At 68.6% G+C, this 15,366-nt stretch carries 12 protein-coding genes and 1 other RNA gene; 9 read left to right on the top strand and 4 right to left on the bottom strand.

The window, feature by feature from the left end:
• Positions 1-194: 194 nt before the first annotated feature.
• Complete coding sequence (locus O7600_RS10650) at positions 195-866, bottom strand: bifunctional DNA primase/polymerase (protein ID WP_091572730.1); 672 nt, start codon at positions 864-866, stop codon at positions 195-197.
• A 217-nt stretch (positions 867-1,083) separates the two neighbouring features.
• On the opposite strand from O7600_RS10650, the gene O7600_RS10645 reads away from it, so the two are divergent.
• The 7 genes from O7600_RS10645 (at position 1,084) to O7600_RS10615 (ending at position 7,787) form a co-directional block, all read left to right on the top strand.
• Positions 1,084-2,313, top strand: coding sequence for a helix-turn-helix domain-containing protein (locus tag O7600_RS10645; protein ID WP_281593448.1), 1,230 nt, complete (start codon positions 1,084-1,086; stop codon positions 2,311-2,313).
• Positions 2,314-2,329: 16 nt separating this feature from the next.
• Positions 2,330-2,911, top strand: coding sequence for a flavoprotein (locus tag O7600_RS10640; protein ID WP_281593447.1), 582 nt, complete (start codon positions 2,330-2,332; stop codon positions 2,909-2,911).
• Positions 2,912-3,000: 89 nt separating this feature from the next.
• Positions 3,001-3,867, top strand: coding sequence for a Nif3-like dinuclear metal center hexameric protein (locus tag O7600_RS10635; RefSeq protein ID WP_281593446.1), 867 nt, complete (start codon positions 3,001-3,003; stop codon positions 3,865-3,867).
• Positions 3,864-4,601, top strand: a complete 738-nt coding sequence (locus tag O7600_RS10630) for a C4-type zinc ribbon domain-containing protein (RefSeq protein WP_281593445.1) — start codon at positions 3,864-3,866, stop codon at positions 4,599-4,601. The genes O7600_RS10635 and O7600_RS10630 overlap by 4 nt, the downstream gene beginning before the upstream one ends.
• A 5-nt stretch (positions 4,602-4,606) precedes the next feature.
• Positions 4,607-5,755, top strand: a complete 1,149-nt coding sequence (locus O7600_RS10625) for a bifunctional RNase H/acid phosphatase (protein WP_281593444.1) — start codon at positions 4,607-4,609, stop codon at positions 5,753-5,755.
• A 134-nt stretch (positions 5,756-5,889) separates the two neighbouring features.
• Positions 5,890-6,135 carry a DUF3311 domain-containing protein gene (locus O7600_RS10620; protein WP_281593443.1) on the top strand — a complete coding sequence of 82 codons (246 nt, stop codon included), beginning with the start codon at positions 5,890-5,892 and terminating at the stop codon, positions 6,133-6,135.
• Positions 6,135-7,787, top strand: a complete 1,653-nt coding sequence (locus O7600_RS10615; RefSeq protein WP_281593442.1) for a sodium:solute symporter — start codon at positions 6,135-6,137, stop codon at positions 7,785-7,787. Before O7600_RS10620 ends, O7600_RS10615 begins: the two co-directional genes overlap by 1 nt.
• A 59-nt stretch (positions 7,788-7,846) precedes the next feature.
• On the opposite strand, the gene O7600_RS10610 is transcribed toward O7600_RS10615, so the two are convergent.
• On the bottom strand, positions 7,847-8,314 hold the full coding sequence (locus O7600_RS10610; RefSeq protein WP_281593441.1) for a MarR family transcriptional regulator: 468 nt from the start codon (positions 8,312-8,314) through the stop codon (positions 7,847-7,849).
• A gap of 57 nt (positions 8,315-8,371) precedes the next feature.
• Here O7600_RS10610 and O7600_RS10605 point away from each other — a divergent pair, with 57 nt between their 5' ends.
• Positions 8,372-9,595, top strand: coding sequence for an MFS transporter (locus O7600_RS10605; protein WP_281593440.1), 1,224 nt, complete (start codon positions 8,372-8,374; stop codon positions 9,593-9,595).
• A gap of 7 nt (positions 9,596-9,602) precedes the next feature.
• Here O7600_RS10605 and O7600_RS10600 read toward each other — a convergent pair whose 3' ends face one another.
• Entirely contained in the window at positions 9,603-10,364 is a 762-nt protein-coding gene (locus O7600_RS10600) for a sulfite exporter TauE/SafE family protein (RefSeq protein WP_281593439.1), read from the bottom strand.
• Between the two features lie 198 nt (positions 10,365-10,562).
• Between O7600_RS10600 and rnpB the strand changes: the two genes are divergently transcribed.
• Positions 10,563-10,971: RNase P RNA component class A (gene rnpB / locus O7600_RS10595), an RNA gene on the top strand.
• Positions 10,972-11,607: 636 nt separating this feature from the next.
• Here rnpB and O7600_RS10590 read toward each other — a convergent pair.
• Positions 11,608-14,652: an N-6 DNA methylase gene (locus tag O7600_RS10590; protein WP_281593438.1), complete on the bottom strand. Its 3,045-nt coding sequence runs from the start codon at positions 14,650-14,652 to the stop codon at positions 11,608-11,610.
• Positions 14,653-15,366 lie beyond the last annotated feature (714 nt).

Raw genomic sequence — 15,366 nt, 5'->3', positions numbered from 1 at the left:
GGGGCGGGCGCCGCGCGGGCGGGTGAAGCCCCACGGGTGCGGGCGGCGGCGGTGCCGCGGTGGCTCGGTGCCGCCGGTGTGGCGGGCCGCGTCGTCCCTGGACATCGTCAAACCCCCGCTCTGGCGCGTGCGCGCCCTCGGCAGGCACAACGAGTGCGGTGCCGGGGAGGTCGCTGTCGGGCAGTTGTCCCGGGTCAGCGGCCTCGGCGGGGCAGGGGGAGATGGCCGGGGAGCAGGTCCGGGGTGAGCGTCACCCCGGCGGCCCGTAACGCGGCGATCAGCGCGTTCTGCACCAGGTAGGAGTCGGGGAGCTGCCACCGGGCCTGCTCCGGCGCGACCGCCCAGCGCACGGTCCCCTCCGGCAGCCGGGTCGGCGGCGCCGGGATCCACGAGCCGGGGCCGTGCCGCACCACGTGGAAGCAGTGCTCCAGCTCCGGCCGGAGCGGGTCGCCGGGGCGGACCAGGAACATCCAGCGGCCGGTCGGGGTGACCAGCACCGGCCCCCGTACGCCGAGACCGGCCGGGTGGGTGGCGACCGTGTCCAGCACCCGCCGGCCGAGGTGGGCGGCGACCTCCAGCACGTCGAACGCGTGTCCGGTGGGCAGCAGCACCCCGTGCGGGCGGTCCCGCCACCAGGTGGCCACCCGGGCCGGGTCGGCGCTGGCCGCGCGCTCCCAGTCCTCCAGGGCGGGATGGCAGCCCACGGTGGGACAGCCGGCCCGCCCGCAGACGAAGCGGCTGTTGGCCAGGCAGGCCCCCGGGGTGACCGGCCAGCCGTGCAGCGCGTACCGGACGGCGACCCGGCGCAGCCGGACCCGCTCCAGCGGCGACAGGTGAGCGACGCGCGGTCGGACGTTCCCCCACATGTGTGCCATCCCCTCTCGCCCCGCCGAACCGTCCACATGCCACACGTCGAAAGCCGTCACTGCCGTAACCCACGTTCGTTGAGCTGACGAACGGCCGGTGCAACTTGCACGAAAACTACGAGAATTGGCTGGACGGCTGACGCACAACCTGTGCGACCAGGGCAAACCTGATGGACGTGGGGGGACCGGCCGGCGCCGTGAGGGGGAGGGAGCAGGGATGGACGAACTACCCATAGGCCGGCGGGTGGCGTACTGGCGGAGTCGCCGCAAGATGTCCCAGCAGGTCTTCGCCGACCGGCTCGGCAAGTCCAAGAGCTGGGTGGACAAGGTGGAGCGCGGCGTCCGCCGGCTGGACAAGTTCTCGGTGCTCTACGAGATCGCCGACATCCTCCAGATCGACGTGCAACTGCTGCACGGCAAGGACCCGGAGCGGCGCACCGACGCGCTCAACTGCATCGACCAGGTCGAGGTCGAGGAGATCCGCACCGCCCTGGAGCGGTACGACTCGATGAGCGCCTACTTCGACGCCGCGCCCTACCCGCCGCCGCTGGTCGACATGCACAAGGCGGTCAACCACGCCTGGCTCACCTACCAGTACGGCCGCTACGGCATGCTCACCCGCGCGCTGCCCAAGCTGCTGCGCGACGCCCAGGCGGCCGACGCCGGGTACGGCGGCGACGACCAGGCCCGGGAGGCCGCCCACCTGCTCGGGCAGGTCTACCAGATCGCCTCCTCGGTGCTGCGCAAGCTCGGCGAGTGCGACCTGGCGTGGCTGGCCGCCGACCGGTCCATGGCGGTGGCCCAGCGGGCCGACGACCCGCTGCTCGCCGGCATCGCCACCACCCGGGTCTGCAACGCCCTCGTCGCGATGGGCCGCCCCCGCCCGGCGCTCGAACTCAACGTGCGGATCGCCAACCGGCTCGCCCCCGGCGGCGACAACGACGTCCGGCCCGAGCGCCTGTCCGTCTACGGCATGCTGCTGCTCCAGGGCGCGATGGCCGCCGCCCGGATCGGCGACTCGGCGACGGTCGACGACCTGCTCACCGGCGCGGGGGAGGCGGCCACCCTGCTCGGCGCCGACCACAACCACTACTGGACGTCGTTCGGCCCGACCAACCTGGAGCTGCACCGGGCCGCCGCGGCCGTCGAGCTGGGCGACGGCGGCCGGGCGGTGGAGACGCACCACCGGCTGGCCGAGCCCGCGTTCAACGCGCTGCTGCCCGAACGCCGCGCGCACCACCTGCTCGACCTGGCCCGGGGCTACGCCCAGATCGGCGACGTCGCCAACGCCGGCGACATGCTGCTGCGGGGCGACCGGCTCGCGCCCTCCGAGATCCGTTGCCGGCCCATCGCCCACGAGGTGATGTCGGACGTGCTCCGTCGCACACGGGGTGCGCCGCCTCCGCCGATCGCGGAGTTGGCTGAGCACATGGGAGTAGGAGTATGAGCGCGGGTCGGGCCGGATGAGCGGTCCGCACACCAGCAACGGGCGCCGCCGGGTGCTCTACGTCATCGCCTGCGGCTCGCCGCTGGCCCGTCACGTCGGCCGGCTGGTCGACCTCGCCCAGCGAGACGGCTGGACGGTCTGTGTGGTCACCACGCCGGACGGCGCGAAGTTCGTCGACCGGACGGCGCTGGCCCGGCAGACCGGCCACCCGGTCCGGACGCACTACAAGAACCCGGGCGACCCGGACGTGCTGCCCCCGGCCGACGCGATCCTGGTCTGTCCGGCGACGGTCAACACGGTCAACAAGTGGGCGGTGGGCATCACCGACACGCTGGCGCTCGGCCTGCTGGTCGAGGCGCAGGGCCTCGGGGTGCCGATCGCGGCCGTCCCGTACACCAACGAGGCGATGGCCGGGCACCCGGCGTTCCGGGCGAGCCTGGCCCGTCTCGGCGAGTGGGGCGTGCGGGTGGTCTTCGGCGACCACGTCGTCCGCCTGCACCCGCCGGGGACCGGTGAGCGGCACCTGGACGCCTTCCCCTGGGACGCCGGCCTGGCCGCCCTGGACGGCGCGGCGCGGCCGGTCGCCCCGGTCAGCTGACGGGTGGGCGCGGGGCCGGTCGACGTCCGACGGCCCCGCGCCACCGCGGTGGGCGTGTCCCCGGCCGGACGCCGGTAAGCTGGCCGGCCGTGAGCACAACCGGATCGCCGCCCACCGTCGCCGACGTGGTGGCCGCCCTGGACCGCCGCTACCCGCCGGCCTGGGCCGAGGAGTGGGACCGGGTCGGCCTGGTGCTGGGCGAGCCCGAGCACCCGGTACGCCGCGTCGCCTGCGTGGTCGACGTGGTCCCGGAGACGGTGGACGAGGCGCTCGCCGCCGGCGCCGACATGATCGTCGCGCACCACCCGCTGCTGCTGCGCGGCGTCTCCTCGGTGGCCGCGACCACGTACAAGGGCCGGATCGTGCACCGGTTGATCAAGGCCGACGTCGCCCTGTACGTGGCGCACACCAACGCCGACGTGGCCGCCCCCGGGGTGTCCGACGCCCTGGCCGCCCGGTTCGGGCTGACCGGGCTGCGCCCGCTGCACCCGCCCCGCCCCGGCTCGCCCGCCGACGGACCCGGCCGGGGCATCGGCCGCATCGGCGAGCTGCCCGCCCCGACGACCCTCGCCGAGCTGACCCGGCGGGCCGCCGACGTGCTCCCGGTCACCGCCTGGGGCGTTCGCGCCGCGGGCGATCCCGGGCGTATGGTTCGTACCCTCGCCGTCAGCGGTGGCTCGGGGGACAGCTTCCTCGCCGAGGCGACCGCGGCCGGGGTGGACGCGTTCCTCACCGCGGACCTGCGCCACCACCCGGCCGGCGAGCACCTCGCCGCCGGCGGCCCGGCCCTGCTGGACGCCGCCCACTGGGCGACCGAACGACCCTGGCTGGACGACCTGGCCGCCCACCTGCGGGACGAGATGGGCGTCGAGGCCGTGGTGTCCGACCTGGACACCGACCCGTGGACCGTGCACGCCGCCGCGCCCCGACCGGACGACAAGGAGCCCCGACCGTGAAGGCTGACCCGAAGGTGCAGCGTCGCCTGCTCGACCTGCAGGCGATCGACACCACCCTGGCCCAGCTCGCGCACCGCCGCCGGAGCCTGCCGGAGCGGGCCGAGCTGGAGGCGCTCGCGCGTGAGCTGTCCGCGCTGGAGGACGAGCGGGTCCGCGCCCAGGTGGCCGTCGACGACCTGGACCGGGACATCGCCCGGCTGGAGAAGGACGTCGACCAGGTGCGGGCGCGCAAGAGCAAGGACGAGGCCCGGCTGGCCTCGGGCAGCGGCCCGGCCCGGGAGCTGGAGGCACTCCAGCACGAGTTGGTCTCGCTCAACCGCCGGCAGAGCGACCTGGAGGACGCCGAGCTGGAGCTGATGGAGCAGCGGGAGACCGCGCAGGGCGTGCTCGACGGCATCGAGGGCCGGATCGCCGACGCCCGGGAGCGGCGGGCCGCGGCCGAGCAGCGCCGCGACGACGCGTTGGCCGAGATCGCCAAGGAGGAGGAGTTCAAGCGCACCTCCCGCCAGCCGCTCGCCGGTGACCTGCCGGCGGACCTGGTCACCCTCTACGACAAGATCCGCGAGGACACCGGGCTGGGCGCGGCGCTGCTCACCGGGGGCCGCTGCGGCGGCTGCCGGCTGGACCTGTCCGGCGCCGACCTGGCCCGCATCCGCAAGGCCGACCCGGACGACGTGGTCCGCTGCGAGGAGTGCCGCCGGATCATGGTCCGGACGAACGAGTCGGGACTGTAGCCGCCGTGGCGGTGCGCGCGGTCGTGATCGAGGCCGACGGCGGCTCCCGGGGCAACCCGGGGCCGGCCGGCTACGGCGCGGTGGTCCGGGACCCGGAGACCGGTGAGGTGCTGGCCGAGCGGTCGGCGTCGATCGGCACGGCGACGAACAACGTGGCCGAGTACCGGGGCCTGATCGCCGGGCTGGAGGCCGCCGCCGAGCTGGGCGCGGTCGAGGTCGAGGCGCGGATGGACTCCAAGCTGGTGGTCGAGCAGATGTGCGGCCGCTGGCAGATCAAGCACCCCGGGCTGCGTCCGCTCGCGGCCCAGGCCGCCGGGCTGGTCGGCCGGTTCGCCGCCGTACGCTTCGTCTGGGTGCCCCGGGAGCGCAACCGGCACGCCGACGCGCTGGCCAACGCGGCGATGGACGCGGCGGCCGCCGGCGCGCCGGCCGAGGCCGCGGCGACGCCGCCGCCCGCGGCGACGGTGGCCCGGGCCACCGGCACCGACCCGGCCACCACCCCCGCCTCGTGGGAGCCCCGCCCGACCGAGGAGGGCACCCGGCTGATCCTGGTGCGGCACGGGGAGACCGAGCGCACCGTGCAGAAGCGCTACTCCGGCCGGGGCGACGTGCCGCTGACCGAGCGCGGCCGGGCGCAGGCCGGGGCCACCGCCGCCCGGGTGGCCGAGCTGGCGCCGTCCGTCGCGGCCGTGGTCAGCTCGCCGCTGTCCCGGTGCGTGGCCACCGCCGAGGCGGTCGCCGCGCGGGTCGGCGATCCGCCGGTACGCACCGACGACGACCTGATCGAGTGCGACTTCGGGATCTGGGAGGGACGCACGTTCGCCGAGGTGCGCCAGGGCTGGCCGGGCGAACTGGACGCCTGGCTCGCCTCGACCCGGGTCGCGCCCCCGCAGGGCGAGTCGTTCACCGAGGTCGCCGAGCGGACCGGACGCGCGGTGGACCGGCTGCGGTCGGCGTACCCGGGGGAGACCGTGGTGGTCGTCTCCCACGTCTCGCCGATCAAGCTGGTGCTGCGCGACGCCCTCGCCGCCGGCGACGCGTTCCTGCACCGGCTCTACCTGGACACCGCGGGCGTCTCGGTCCTCGACCTGTACCCGGACGGCGGCGTCGCGGTCCGCCTCGTCAACGACACCGCGCACCTGCGGAACCTCTGAGCCCCGGGCGGCCGTTCGGCGCACGCCGGCGGCCGCTCGGCGCATCGGCGTCGGTCTGTCGAACGTGACCGCGCTCACAGGGTCGTAGCCTCCGGCCGTCACATGGCCCGCTACGACTGCCCGGAGGGTGTCACATGGCCACACCGGAACCGGAGGCGCTGGACACGGCGCGATCCAGGGCGAAGGACAAGAGTCCCTGGAACTGGTTGCTCTTCATCCCGATCGTGGTGCCGCTGATCCCGGCCTTCTTCAACGCCGACTCGCCCCGGCTGTTCGGCTTCCCGCGTTTCTACTGGCTGCAACTGGTCTGGATCCTGCTGGGCGTCGGCACCACCACGCTGGTCTACCAGATGACCAAGAAGAAGCGGGGTGACCGCTGATGTGGCGCGACCACCTCACCGAGATCATCGTCTTCTCGCTGCTGTTCCTCCTGGTCAGCGCCATGGGTTTCGTGGCGGCCCGGTGGCGGCGACCGCAGGACATGGCCCACCTCGACGAGTGGGGTCTGGGCGGGCGCAGCTTCGGCGGCTGGATCACCTGGTTCCTGGTCGGCGGTGACCTCTACACCGCGTACACGTTCGTGGCGGTGCCGGCGCTGATCTTCGGGGCGGGCGCGGCCGGCTTCTTCGCCGTGCCGTACACGATCGTGATCTATCCGCTGGTGTTCCTGGTGCTGTGCCGGCTCTGGTCGGTGTCGCACCGGCACGGCTTCGTCACCCCGGCCGACTTCGTGCGCAACCGGTTCGGCTCGCCGATCCTGGCGCTGCTGGTGGCGATCACCGGCATCGTCGCCACCATGCCGTACATCGCGCTCCAGTTGGTCGGCATCGAGGCGGTGCTCAAGACCATGGGCGTCACCGGCGACAGCGCGCTGGCCCGGCACCTGCCGATCATCATCGCGTTCGCCATCCTGGCCGCCTACACCTACCAGTCCGGGCTGCGCGCGCCGGCGCTGATCGCCTTCGTCAAGGACTCGCTGATCTACGTGGTGATCCTGGTGGCGGTCGTCTACCTGCCGTACAAGCTCGGCGGCTGGGGCAGCATCTTCGACGCCGCGGACGCCAAGTTCGCCGCCTCACCCAACCCGAACGACGGCATCCTGCTCAACGCCAACAACCAGCTCCAGTACGTGACGCTGGCGTTCGGCTCGGCGCTGGCGCTCTTCCTCTACCCGCACAGCATCACCGGCGTGCTGGCCAGCCGGAACCGGGACGTGATCAAGCGGAACATGTCCGCGCTGCCGGCGTACAGCCTGCTGCTCGGGCTGATCGCGCTGCTCGGCTACATGGCCATCGCGGCGAACGTGAAGCCGCTGCCGGGCGCGAAGGAGGGCAGCGTCGACGGCAACACGGTGGTGCCCCTGCTGTTCGACCAGCAGTTCCCGGACTGGTTCGCCGGTGTGGCGTACGCGGCCATCGGCATCGGCGCGTTGGTGCCGGCGGCGATCATGTCGATCGCGGCGGCGAACCTGTTCACCCGCAACATCTACAAGGAGTACCTGAAGCGGGACGCGACGCCGGCCCAGGAGGCCAACGTCTCGAAGATCACCTCGCTGGTGGTGAAGGTCGGCGCGGTGGCCTGCATCGTCTTCCTCGACCCGCAGTTCTCCATCGACCTCCAGCTCATCGGCGGCGTGATCATCCTCCAGACGCTGCCGGCGGTGGCGCTGGGCCTCTACACCCGCTGGTTCCACCGGGGCGCGCTGATCGCCGGCTGGGTGGCCGGCATGGGCCTGGGCATGTGGATGCTCTACCAGATCGGCAACCCGGCGACCGGGAAGAAGCACTTCGCCGGCTCGGCCTTCCCGCTCTCCGAGTTCGGCTTCGACACCAAGAAGACGATCTATGTGGGGATCGTGGCGGTGCTGGTGAACCTGGTGGTGGCCGCGTTGGGCACGCTGGTGCTGCGGGCGGCGAAGGTGGCCGACGGGCCGGACGGCACCACGCCGGACGACTACTTCGCCGACGAGGGCGACCCGAGGGTTTCCACCTCCACCGACAGCGCCGACGCCGCGCGCGAGCCGGTCGCGTGAAAGGAGGGGCCCCCTCTTAACGTATTCGGTAGAGGAGGGGGCCCCTCTTAACAACCGCGTCAGCGGCGGCGGTTGCGCGCGTCGAGCGCCTCGTTGAGGCGGTGCAGCAACTCCGCCAGGGTGTCCCGGTCCGACTCGGACCAGGAGGCCAGCATCTCGCCGTAGAGCCGGGTGCGGGCGGCCCGCACGGCCGCCATCCGCTGGAGCCCGGCCGCCGTCGCGGAGATCACCGTGCCGCGCCCGTCGGCCGGGTCGGGGGTACGCGCGATCAGGCCGTCGCGCTGGAGCGCGGAGACCTGCCGGGTGACCGTGGACCCGTCCAGGTTGAGCCGGGCGGCCAGCGCCGAGACGTTCTGCGGCCCGGCCACGTCGAGGTGCCGCAGGATCACGTACGCGGCGCGGTCGAGCAGCCGGTGCTCCATGGTGCCGGTGCCCCGCCGGGTCGCCTCGCCCAGTCGCATCAGCAGCGCGACCTCGGTCTCGATCCGGCCGAGTGTGACCTCGTTCTCGTGGGCGTCGTCGCTCATAGCTGTATGATACAAGGAAATTACCTGTACGATACAGCTATCTGGGGAGGTTGCGGAGTGGATCGCCGATCCGAGCCCAACCGCAGTGCCATCTACGCCACCACGCTCGTGGCGTTCCTCGCCATCGCCGGCATCGCCGTGGTGGACCCGATCCTGCCCGCCATCGGCGAGGCGATCGGCGTCACCGCGTGGCAGGTCGAGCTGCTCTTCACCGCGTACATCGCGGTCATGGCCGTCGGCATGATCCCGGCCACCCTGGCCAGCGGGCGCTTCGGCTTCAAACCGGTGCTGATCACCGGCGTCTCGGTGGTCGGCCTGGCCGCCATCCTCGCGTCGTTCAGCAACGACATCGTCCAGCTCTCCGTGCTGCGCGGCGTCTGGGGCCTGGGCAACGCGATGTTCTTCGCCACCGCCATGGTGGTGCTGGTCAACCTCGCCAACGACCGGGAATGGGTGGTCGGCCTCTTCGAGACCGCGCTCGGCCTCGGCTTCGCCGTCGGCCCGCTCATCGGCGGCCTGCTCGGCGAGGTGAGCTGGCGGCTGCCGTTCTTCGTCTGCGGCGTGTTCATGGTGCTCGCGCTCGGCGTCGCCGCCCGCAAACTCCGCGAACCCGCGACGCAGCAGGCCCCCGTACGCGTGGGCCAGATCTTCGCCACCTACCGCAAGCCGGCGTTCGTGACGCTCTGCGTGGTCACCGCCGCCTACAACTTCGTCTTCTTCGTGGTGCTCGGCTACACGCCGCTGTTCCTGCGCCTCGACGTCATCCCACTGGGCCTGGCGTTCACCGGCTGGGGCCTCGGCCTCGCCGCCGGCATCCTGCTGATCGGGCACCGGCTCGCCCACCGCATCGGCGCGGTGCAGACCGTCGGCGTGGCCATCGTCGGCCTGCTGGTCTGCATGGTCCTGTTCGCCACCAGCACCGGCACCGCCATGTCGCTCGTCGTCCTGGTCGTCGCCGGCCTGTTCATGGGCCTGGCCAACGCCAACCTCACCGACCTGGCGCTCGGCCTCGGCTCCGCCGACCGCCGCGTCGCCACCGGCGCGTTCAACCTGATCCGCTGGGGCGCCGCCGCGCCCGCCCCGATCATCTCCGGCAAGCTGGCCGAGCACGGCCTGGCGCTGCCGTTCTGGGTCGGCTTCGGGGTGCTCGCCGTCGGCGTGCTCGTCTACCTCGGCTTCGGCCACCTGATGGCCGCCGGCTACGGCGAGCGGGTGGTGTGGAACCGGGCCGCCCGCACCGCCGAGCACGCCCCGGAGGAGCCGGTGGGGGAGGCGTACTGACCGATCGTCAGGTCAGCGCGCGCCACAGCAGGTAGAGGCCGATGGTCGTGCCGAACAGCACGATGACCGTCTTCAGCACCACCGCCGGGAGCCGGCGGGCCAGCCGGGCGCCCGCGTACCCCCCGACCAGGGTGGCCGGCGCGACCACCGCGACGGCCACCCAGTTCACCGGGCCGAACAGGGCGAACACCACCAGCGTGGTCAGCCCCACCACGGCCGAGAGCAGATTCTTCACCGCCGTCACCCGGGCCAGCGAGGCGTCCAGCACCAGGGCCAGCCCGGCCACCAGCATCACCCCGAGCGCCGCGCCGAAGTAGCCGCCGTACACCGTGCCGACCGCGACCATGACCTGCACGGTGACCGTACGGCGGCGCGGGCTCAGCTGCGCCGGATGGCCCACCAGCCGGCGCAGCGGGTCCTGGAACGCCAGCACCGCCGTGGCGCCCAGCACCAGGAACGGCACCACCAGCTCGAACGCGCGGGCCGGAGTGGCCAGCAGCAGCACGCAACCGACCACCGTGCCCACCGCGGCGGTCGGCAGCAGCGACCACAGGGCCCGCCCGCGCGGCAGGTCCGCCCGGCTGCCCGCCACACTGGCCAGGTAGCCCGGGAAGACCGACACGGAGTTGGTGACGTTGGCCGGCACCGGCGGCAGGCCGCTCGCGATCAGCGCCGGGAACGTGATCAGCGAGCCGCCGCCGGCGACCGCGTTCACCGTGCCCGCGGCGAGCCCGGCGGCGAGCAGCAGCGCGGCGTCGGAGAGATCCATGATCCCCAGAGGCTAGTACGCCCCGGGCCGGGTCGCCTGCCTGGTTCGGGCTCGGGTTGCGCCAGGGTCCCGGCCGGGGTCCGGCGGCTGTGTCCACGGCCCCGCGCTGCCGCCACCTCGGCGAACTCGCGGTCCGCCGTCGCGCCCGGGCCGGAAATGCGCGTGACGGGTGCGTCGTTAGGATGAGAGCGCGACGGACGAGTCGACCGGGCGGTCGCGTCGACGGGCTCCGGCCCGTCGCCGAGGAACGTCCGGACTCCACAGGGCAGGGTGGTTGCTAACGGCAACCCGGGGTGACCCGCGGGACAGTGCCACAGAAAACAGACCGCCGGCCCGTCACGGGACGGTAAGGGTGAAACGGTGGGGTAAGAGCCCACCAGCACCCCGGGTGACCGGGGTGGCTCGGTAAACCCCACCCGGAGCAAGGCCAAGAAAGGGCCGTCACCGCAAGATGACGACCCGCGCAGACGCTTGAGGGCTGCCCGTCCGATGTCTGCGGGTAGGCCGCTGGAGCCTGCCGGCGACGGCAGGCCTAGATGGATGGCCGCCGCCGGCGCGTTTTCGGACGCGCCGGGCACAGAATCCGGCGTACAGGTCGACTCGTCCGTCGCCCACCAGCTCAGAGACCTGATCAAGGCTATGAGCTGGTTCTATGTTCGGGCGTCGATGGTCGTTCTTGGTCAACTTTGGCCGGCGTTTGACGCCCTGACGACGCCCTGACGCCCTGGAGACGCCCTGAGTGCCGGCTCAGTTGACCTCTTCTCGGGTCGGGCCGGATGCGCCGCTGTGGGCCGTCTGAGGGGCCGCCGCTCGATGGTTCCGGAGCGGGGCCGGCGGCTGTGGGGGAAGGGTCGGGGACGTCCTGGCGGTGGAGCTGGTGCCGTGACTCTGCGACACGGTGGCAAGCCAGTCCCGGGGTTGGACTGGCGCGGCAGCCGGAAGCCCTGACCACTTGGTCAGATCGCCCCGCCGGCTTCCGTCACGGCCTCGCTGAGGCTGGTTCCTTCGCCCGTGGGGGCGGTGTCCCGGCGGGTGTCGGTGGCTCACCGCCCCGGCGCCGTAGGCGGCCGGGGCGGCTTGCCGCCGGCCGGGCTTGCCGCCCCGCACCGCGCGGAGCGCGGTGCCTTGATCCTTAAGAGGTATATTCGGCAGTCGCCGGCTCTCGGACACCGGCTCTCGGAGTCCTGTAGCACTATGCCTATCCACTGCGGCCGGTCCGCGTGCTTATGTGCAGAAGCATGCGTCACTGCATCGCTTCGTCGATCACGCGTCGCGATTTGTCATCGACCTTATACAAGCGGTAGACCGCTTCGTCCAGCCCAGAACGGATCGCCTCGAGTCGTCTTGCTACTTGAACTTTTTCGCGTTCCGACCGACAGGCGTCAAGTTTCGCGGTAGTTTCGATCATCGCCTCGGCAAAATCGGAAACTTGGTTCGGCGCGTCAAGACTCGTTTTCTCGACCTGTGACGGAAGTCGAAGAGGGAGAGCGTTTACGCCGGTGCTAGTGAACCTCGTAAAACCACCAAGTTTTGGAGGGCAGACGGCTCTTAAGTGATATCCGATCAGTCTTGAATTCAAGATGCCGAGAAGCTCTAGCTCGACACGGCGCGACACGCCAGCCAAAGGCATCCCTGGAACATTGTTGCCCTTAAAAGAACTGTCCGCTCTCAACCAGCCAGCGGAGCATCGCGTGTCGATTCCCTTAAGGATTAGCTTTCGTGGCCTGATCAGACGGAATGATCCTGCGCGCAGATGTCGGTACCAATCCTCGCCCGCTGCGTATAGGCGACGGCTGTCCTTGCGCAGCCGCAAATCGTTCTCGAAGGCCATGAGGTGTTCGTACACCGGCCGGTATCGATTCCGCATTGCAGAGGGCTCCAATAATGCAGCCCTTCCGTCGGCCATCTCTTGATAAGGATAAATGACCCACTTAATGATCTGAGTGTCGGCGAACCTGCTAACGCCCGCGCCTTCTCCCGCATAGGGAAGTATGATATCGCACATCAGCTTTGAAGCCTGCACTTCGTCAAGTACGAAGGCGTCATCCATGCCGGTCAGATCGCCGACAGCGAAGGAGCCGATCGAATTGAGTGGTGAATGGTCAAGCTTCAATTCTTCGATGTGCTCAAATAAGTCGAACGGTTTCAAGTTCCAGGGTTTGGCGCCAAGTCGTTTGAGCGGGACCTCTGTTTCGGTTGCGGATAAAATTGCCTCAAGTCGAAGGTCTGTGCGGTGAGAAATCTCGCGCATCAGGACAGAGGGCTTGGTCTGATGACCAAAAATAAAAATGGCGGGATAAGTCTCTGCATCCTCGAAAACCGGAAGGGAGCCGAAATTGACCACTTCATGCAGTCGGCCCGAGCCAAGGTGCTCCCGTACCTTTCGTCCGTAGTCGGTCGCCGTCCACTGGCTCGTAGAGATGAAGCCCGCTTTGCCGTCTTTGTGCAACAGGCCGAGCGCGCGTTCGATAAAGACAGTAGACAGATCCGTCTTTCCGACTACAGTATTGTATTTCGAAAACAGATAATCGGCTTGGATGTGGGGTATGCGTTGAACTCGAACATAAGGCGGATTCCCTAGAACGACATCGAAGCCGCCACGTTGAATAATTTCTGGAAATTCGTCGCGCCAAGAGTAGGGGTTGACTTCTTCGGCGATCGATTCAGCCACATCTGCTCCGTATTTCAAGTAGATGTCGGGTTCGATCAAGCTGTTTCCCCACCGGATATTTGCATCAAGATCCGGAAGAACGCGCTCCTGAATTAGCTCAAGCTGCTTTGATTGGATCTGATCGGATTCACCCTCTAGGACTTTTAGTAAGAGTGAGAGCTTCGTGGTCTCGACGGCTTGATAGTCTTTGTCGACGCCGAATATATGGGTAGTGAGAATTCTTTTTCGTTCAGTAAGTGTGAGCCGCCACGCGCCGTCTGCACCTCGGTATAGGCGTGCGGGACGGCCGCGAGCATGCCGTTCCGGTTCCAGCAGGTACTGATCTCTGTACCAGCGAAGCAGTACCTCGTACGCGCCAAGGAGGAAGCTTCCGGATCCGCAGGCTGGGTCGACGATGGTAATTGGCTTGGAAGATGAACCGCGGCCGTTTACGTCTTCATAGGATTTGCCCGAAAGCCATACATTGATTGTACGCTGAGCGATGTACTGAATAATATACTCCGGCGTGTAATAGACTCCGCCGGCAAGCCGCACATCGGGCTTCTCCTCGACCGTCGCTCGGCGTCCTTCTGAAATGACTATAGACTTTCCGAGGAATTTCTCATAAACGCGGCCCAGGATTTCTGGAGGTAACACTGAGAATTCGTATGGCGAATCGGGGTAGTAAAGGCCGTCGATCAGCCTTCTCAAGATTTCGTCATCTATCTCAAGGCTGACGCTTTGGGTGTCCGGAAGAGCTGCTCTTCGAGCCTCGCGGCGAAAGTGGAAAAGGCCAGAATTGTATCGGTCGTCCGCGCGCTTGAACAGTTCAAAAAGCTCGCGATATACACCCGTCTTCCGCCTGCGCTTTACTGCGCGTCGGAGTTCACCATAAGGTTCAATGCCTCGGTCCTCAGCAATGCGCAGGAAGATTACTCGGTCCAGTAGTCGCGCTACCGCGTCGTTTAGTTCACTCGCGGTAAGAGATAAGTTCCTGGGCGCCATGTCGACTGCTAGCATTGAGCGCCAGCTTTCGATGTCGGTGAGAAATGCGCGATCGACACCCGATGTACCGCGACGCTTGCTGGAGTCCAGAGCATACTTGTCAAAGCTGCCAAGCATAACGGCCTGTGGTGAAAACGTAGCGGTTAACCACTCCCAGTTTTCCTCATACTGTTCGGCCGTAAAGTATGCCAGACGTGACTTTGCTGCGGAATCGGATTCGGCTGGGCGATCGCGCGTATCGTAGACGGCAAACTCGTCGAAATCCGTAAGAATGCTGAGGCTCAGTCCCATTGAGAACGCATAGCGTCGCAGCTGAAATGAGCTCGTTGCTGACTCACGTATTTTGACTTGTGGACGCTTCGCCTCAACCAAAAACTTAATTGTAGTGCCGACTCGGAAGGCGTAGTCGGGCGCTCCTGTTGCCTCGCCAAGCCGAGTGGGAAGCTCCGTAACTACATCCTTGTAGGCTTCGGCATATCCTCGCTTATTTTGAACATCCCAACCAAGATTCTCAAATAGTGGATTGATGAACTCACGACGGACTTCATCCTCCCGATAGCGTCCACTGCGGTAGTCATCTCTATTACGCAGAAAGGTCTCAACACGCTCTCGGATGCTGTCAGGGAAGGTCACGCGAGCATCCTAGCGGTTTGGGACGTCAGAGAGAAGCACTCGGTAGGTTCTGACAACTCTCCCGACCGTTCCGTTGGTCCGGTCTACTCGTTGTTGTTCTATGAGTGCTGCACCTACATCAACATCGAAGATCGCTGCAAGCTCAGGGTCCGCGGGAACTCGCCGCTGCCGTGTTTCTGAGGCAACGGTCTCGCCTTGTGGGCCTTCGAGTCGCTGAGTCTTGGCGTAGGTGCCGCGCCCATGTTCAGTGGCGACTAAGTCTGCGTCTCGCAGGACTGCTATGGCCTGACGGATCGTGCCACGCGATGCCCTGAATTCGACACTAAGGGTGCCTTCGGTCGGCAGGAGAGTGCCTGCCGGGATGGCGCCGCTCTCGATACGTTGTCTCAGCGCGTCGGCGATGGCGCGGTAGCGGGGTGTTCCGTAGTGCGGGGTAGGCACCCGCTCACCGTACCTGGCACTTGTCTTACCAAGTGCCAACCAAGCGACCCGTTTCGACGTCTAGACAACTCATTCACTTGTAGATACGCTTCGTGGTGTGCGGCCAGGGTGACGGCTCGTGTCAGGGGTGGTCTCGTGCTGGCCCTGGTCGCACCTGATGCGCGGCGTCCTGTCGGACCGGTTGCGGTAGCCGCGCGGACAAGTTGGCTCGGCGATACCCGACCCGTCCTGGTCGGACGGTGCGCCGTGCCTTCATCCGAGCCGGTGGCCGGC

The sequence above is a fragment of the Micromonospora sp. WMMA1998 genome (assembly GCF_027497375.1).
Taxonomy (GTDB): Bacteria; Actinomycetota; Actinomycetes; order Mycobacteriales; family Micromonosporaceae; genus Micromonospora; species Micromonospora sediminicola.
The sequence above is the reverse complement of the archived record's forward strand: the minus strand, read 5'-3'. Positions and strand labels throughout refer to the sequence as shown.

Excerpts from the sequence above, each read along its gene's own strand:
- O7600_RS10645 (WP_281593448.1), top strand. The coding sequence starts at position 1,084 with ATGGACGAACTACCCATAGGCCGGCGGGTGGCGTACTGGCGGAGTCGC.
- O7600_RS10600 (WP_281593439.1), bottom strand. The coding sequence starts at position 10,364 with ATGGATCTCTCCGACGCCGCGCTGCTGCTCGCCGCCGGGCTCGCCGCG.
- O7600_RS10640 (WP_281593447.1), top strand. The coding sequence starts at position 2,330 with ATGAGCGGTCCGCACACCAGCAACGGGCGCCGCCGGGTGCTCTACGTC.
- O7600_RS10650 (WP_091572730.1), bottom strand. The coding sequence starts at position 866 with ATGTGGGGGAACGTCCGACCGCGCGTCGCTCACCTGTCGCCGCTGGAG.
- O7600_RS10620 (WP_281593443.1), top strand. The coding sequence starts at position 5,890 with ATGGCCACACCGGAACCGGAGGCGCTGGACACGGCGCGATCCAGGGCG.
- O7600_RS10615 (WP_281593442.1), top strand. The coding sequence starts at position 6,135 with ATGTGGCGCGACCACCTCACCGAGATCATCGTCTTCTCGCTGCTGTTC.
- O7600_RS10610 (WP_281593441.1), bottom strand. The coding sequence starts at position 8,314 with ATGAGCGACGACGCCCACGAGAACGAGGTCACACTCGGCCGGATCGAG.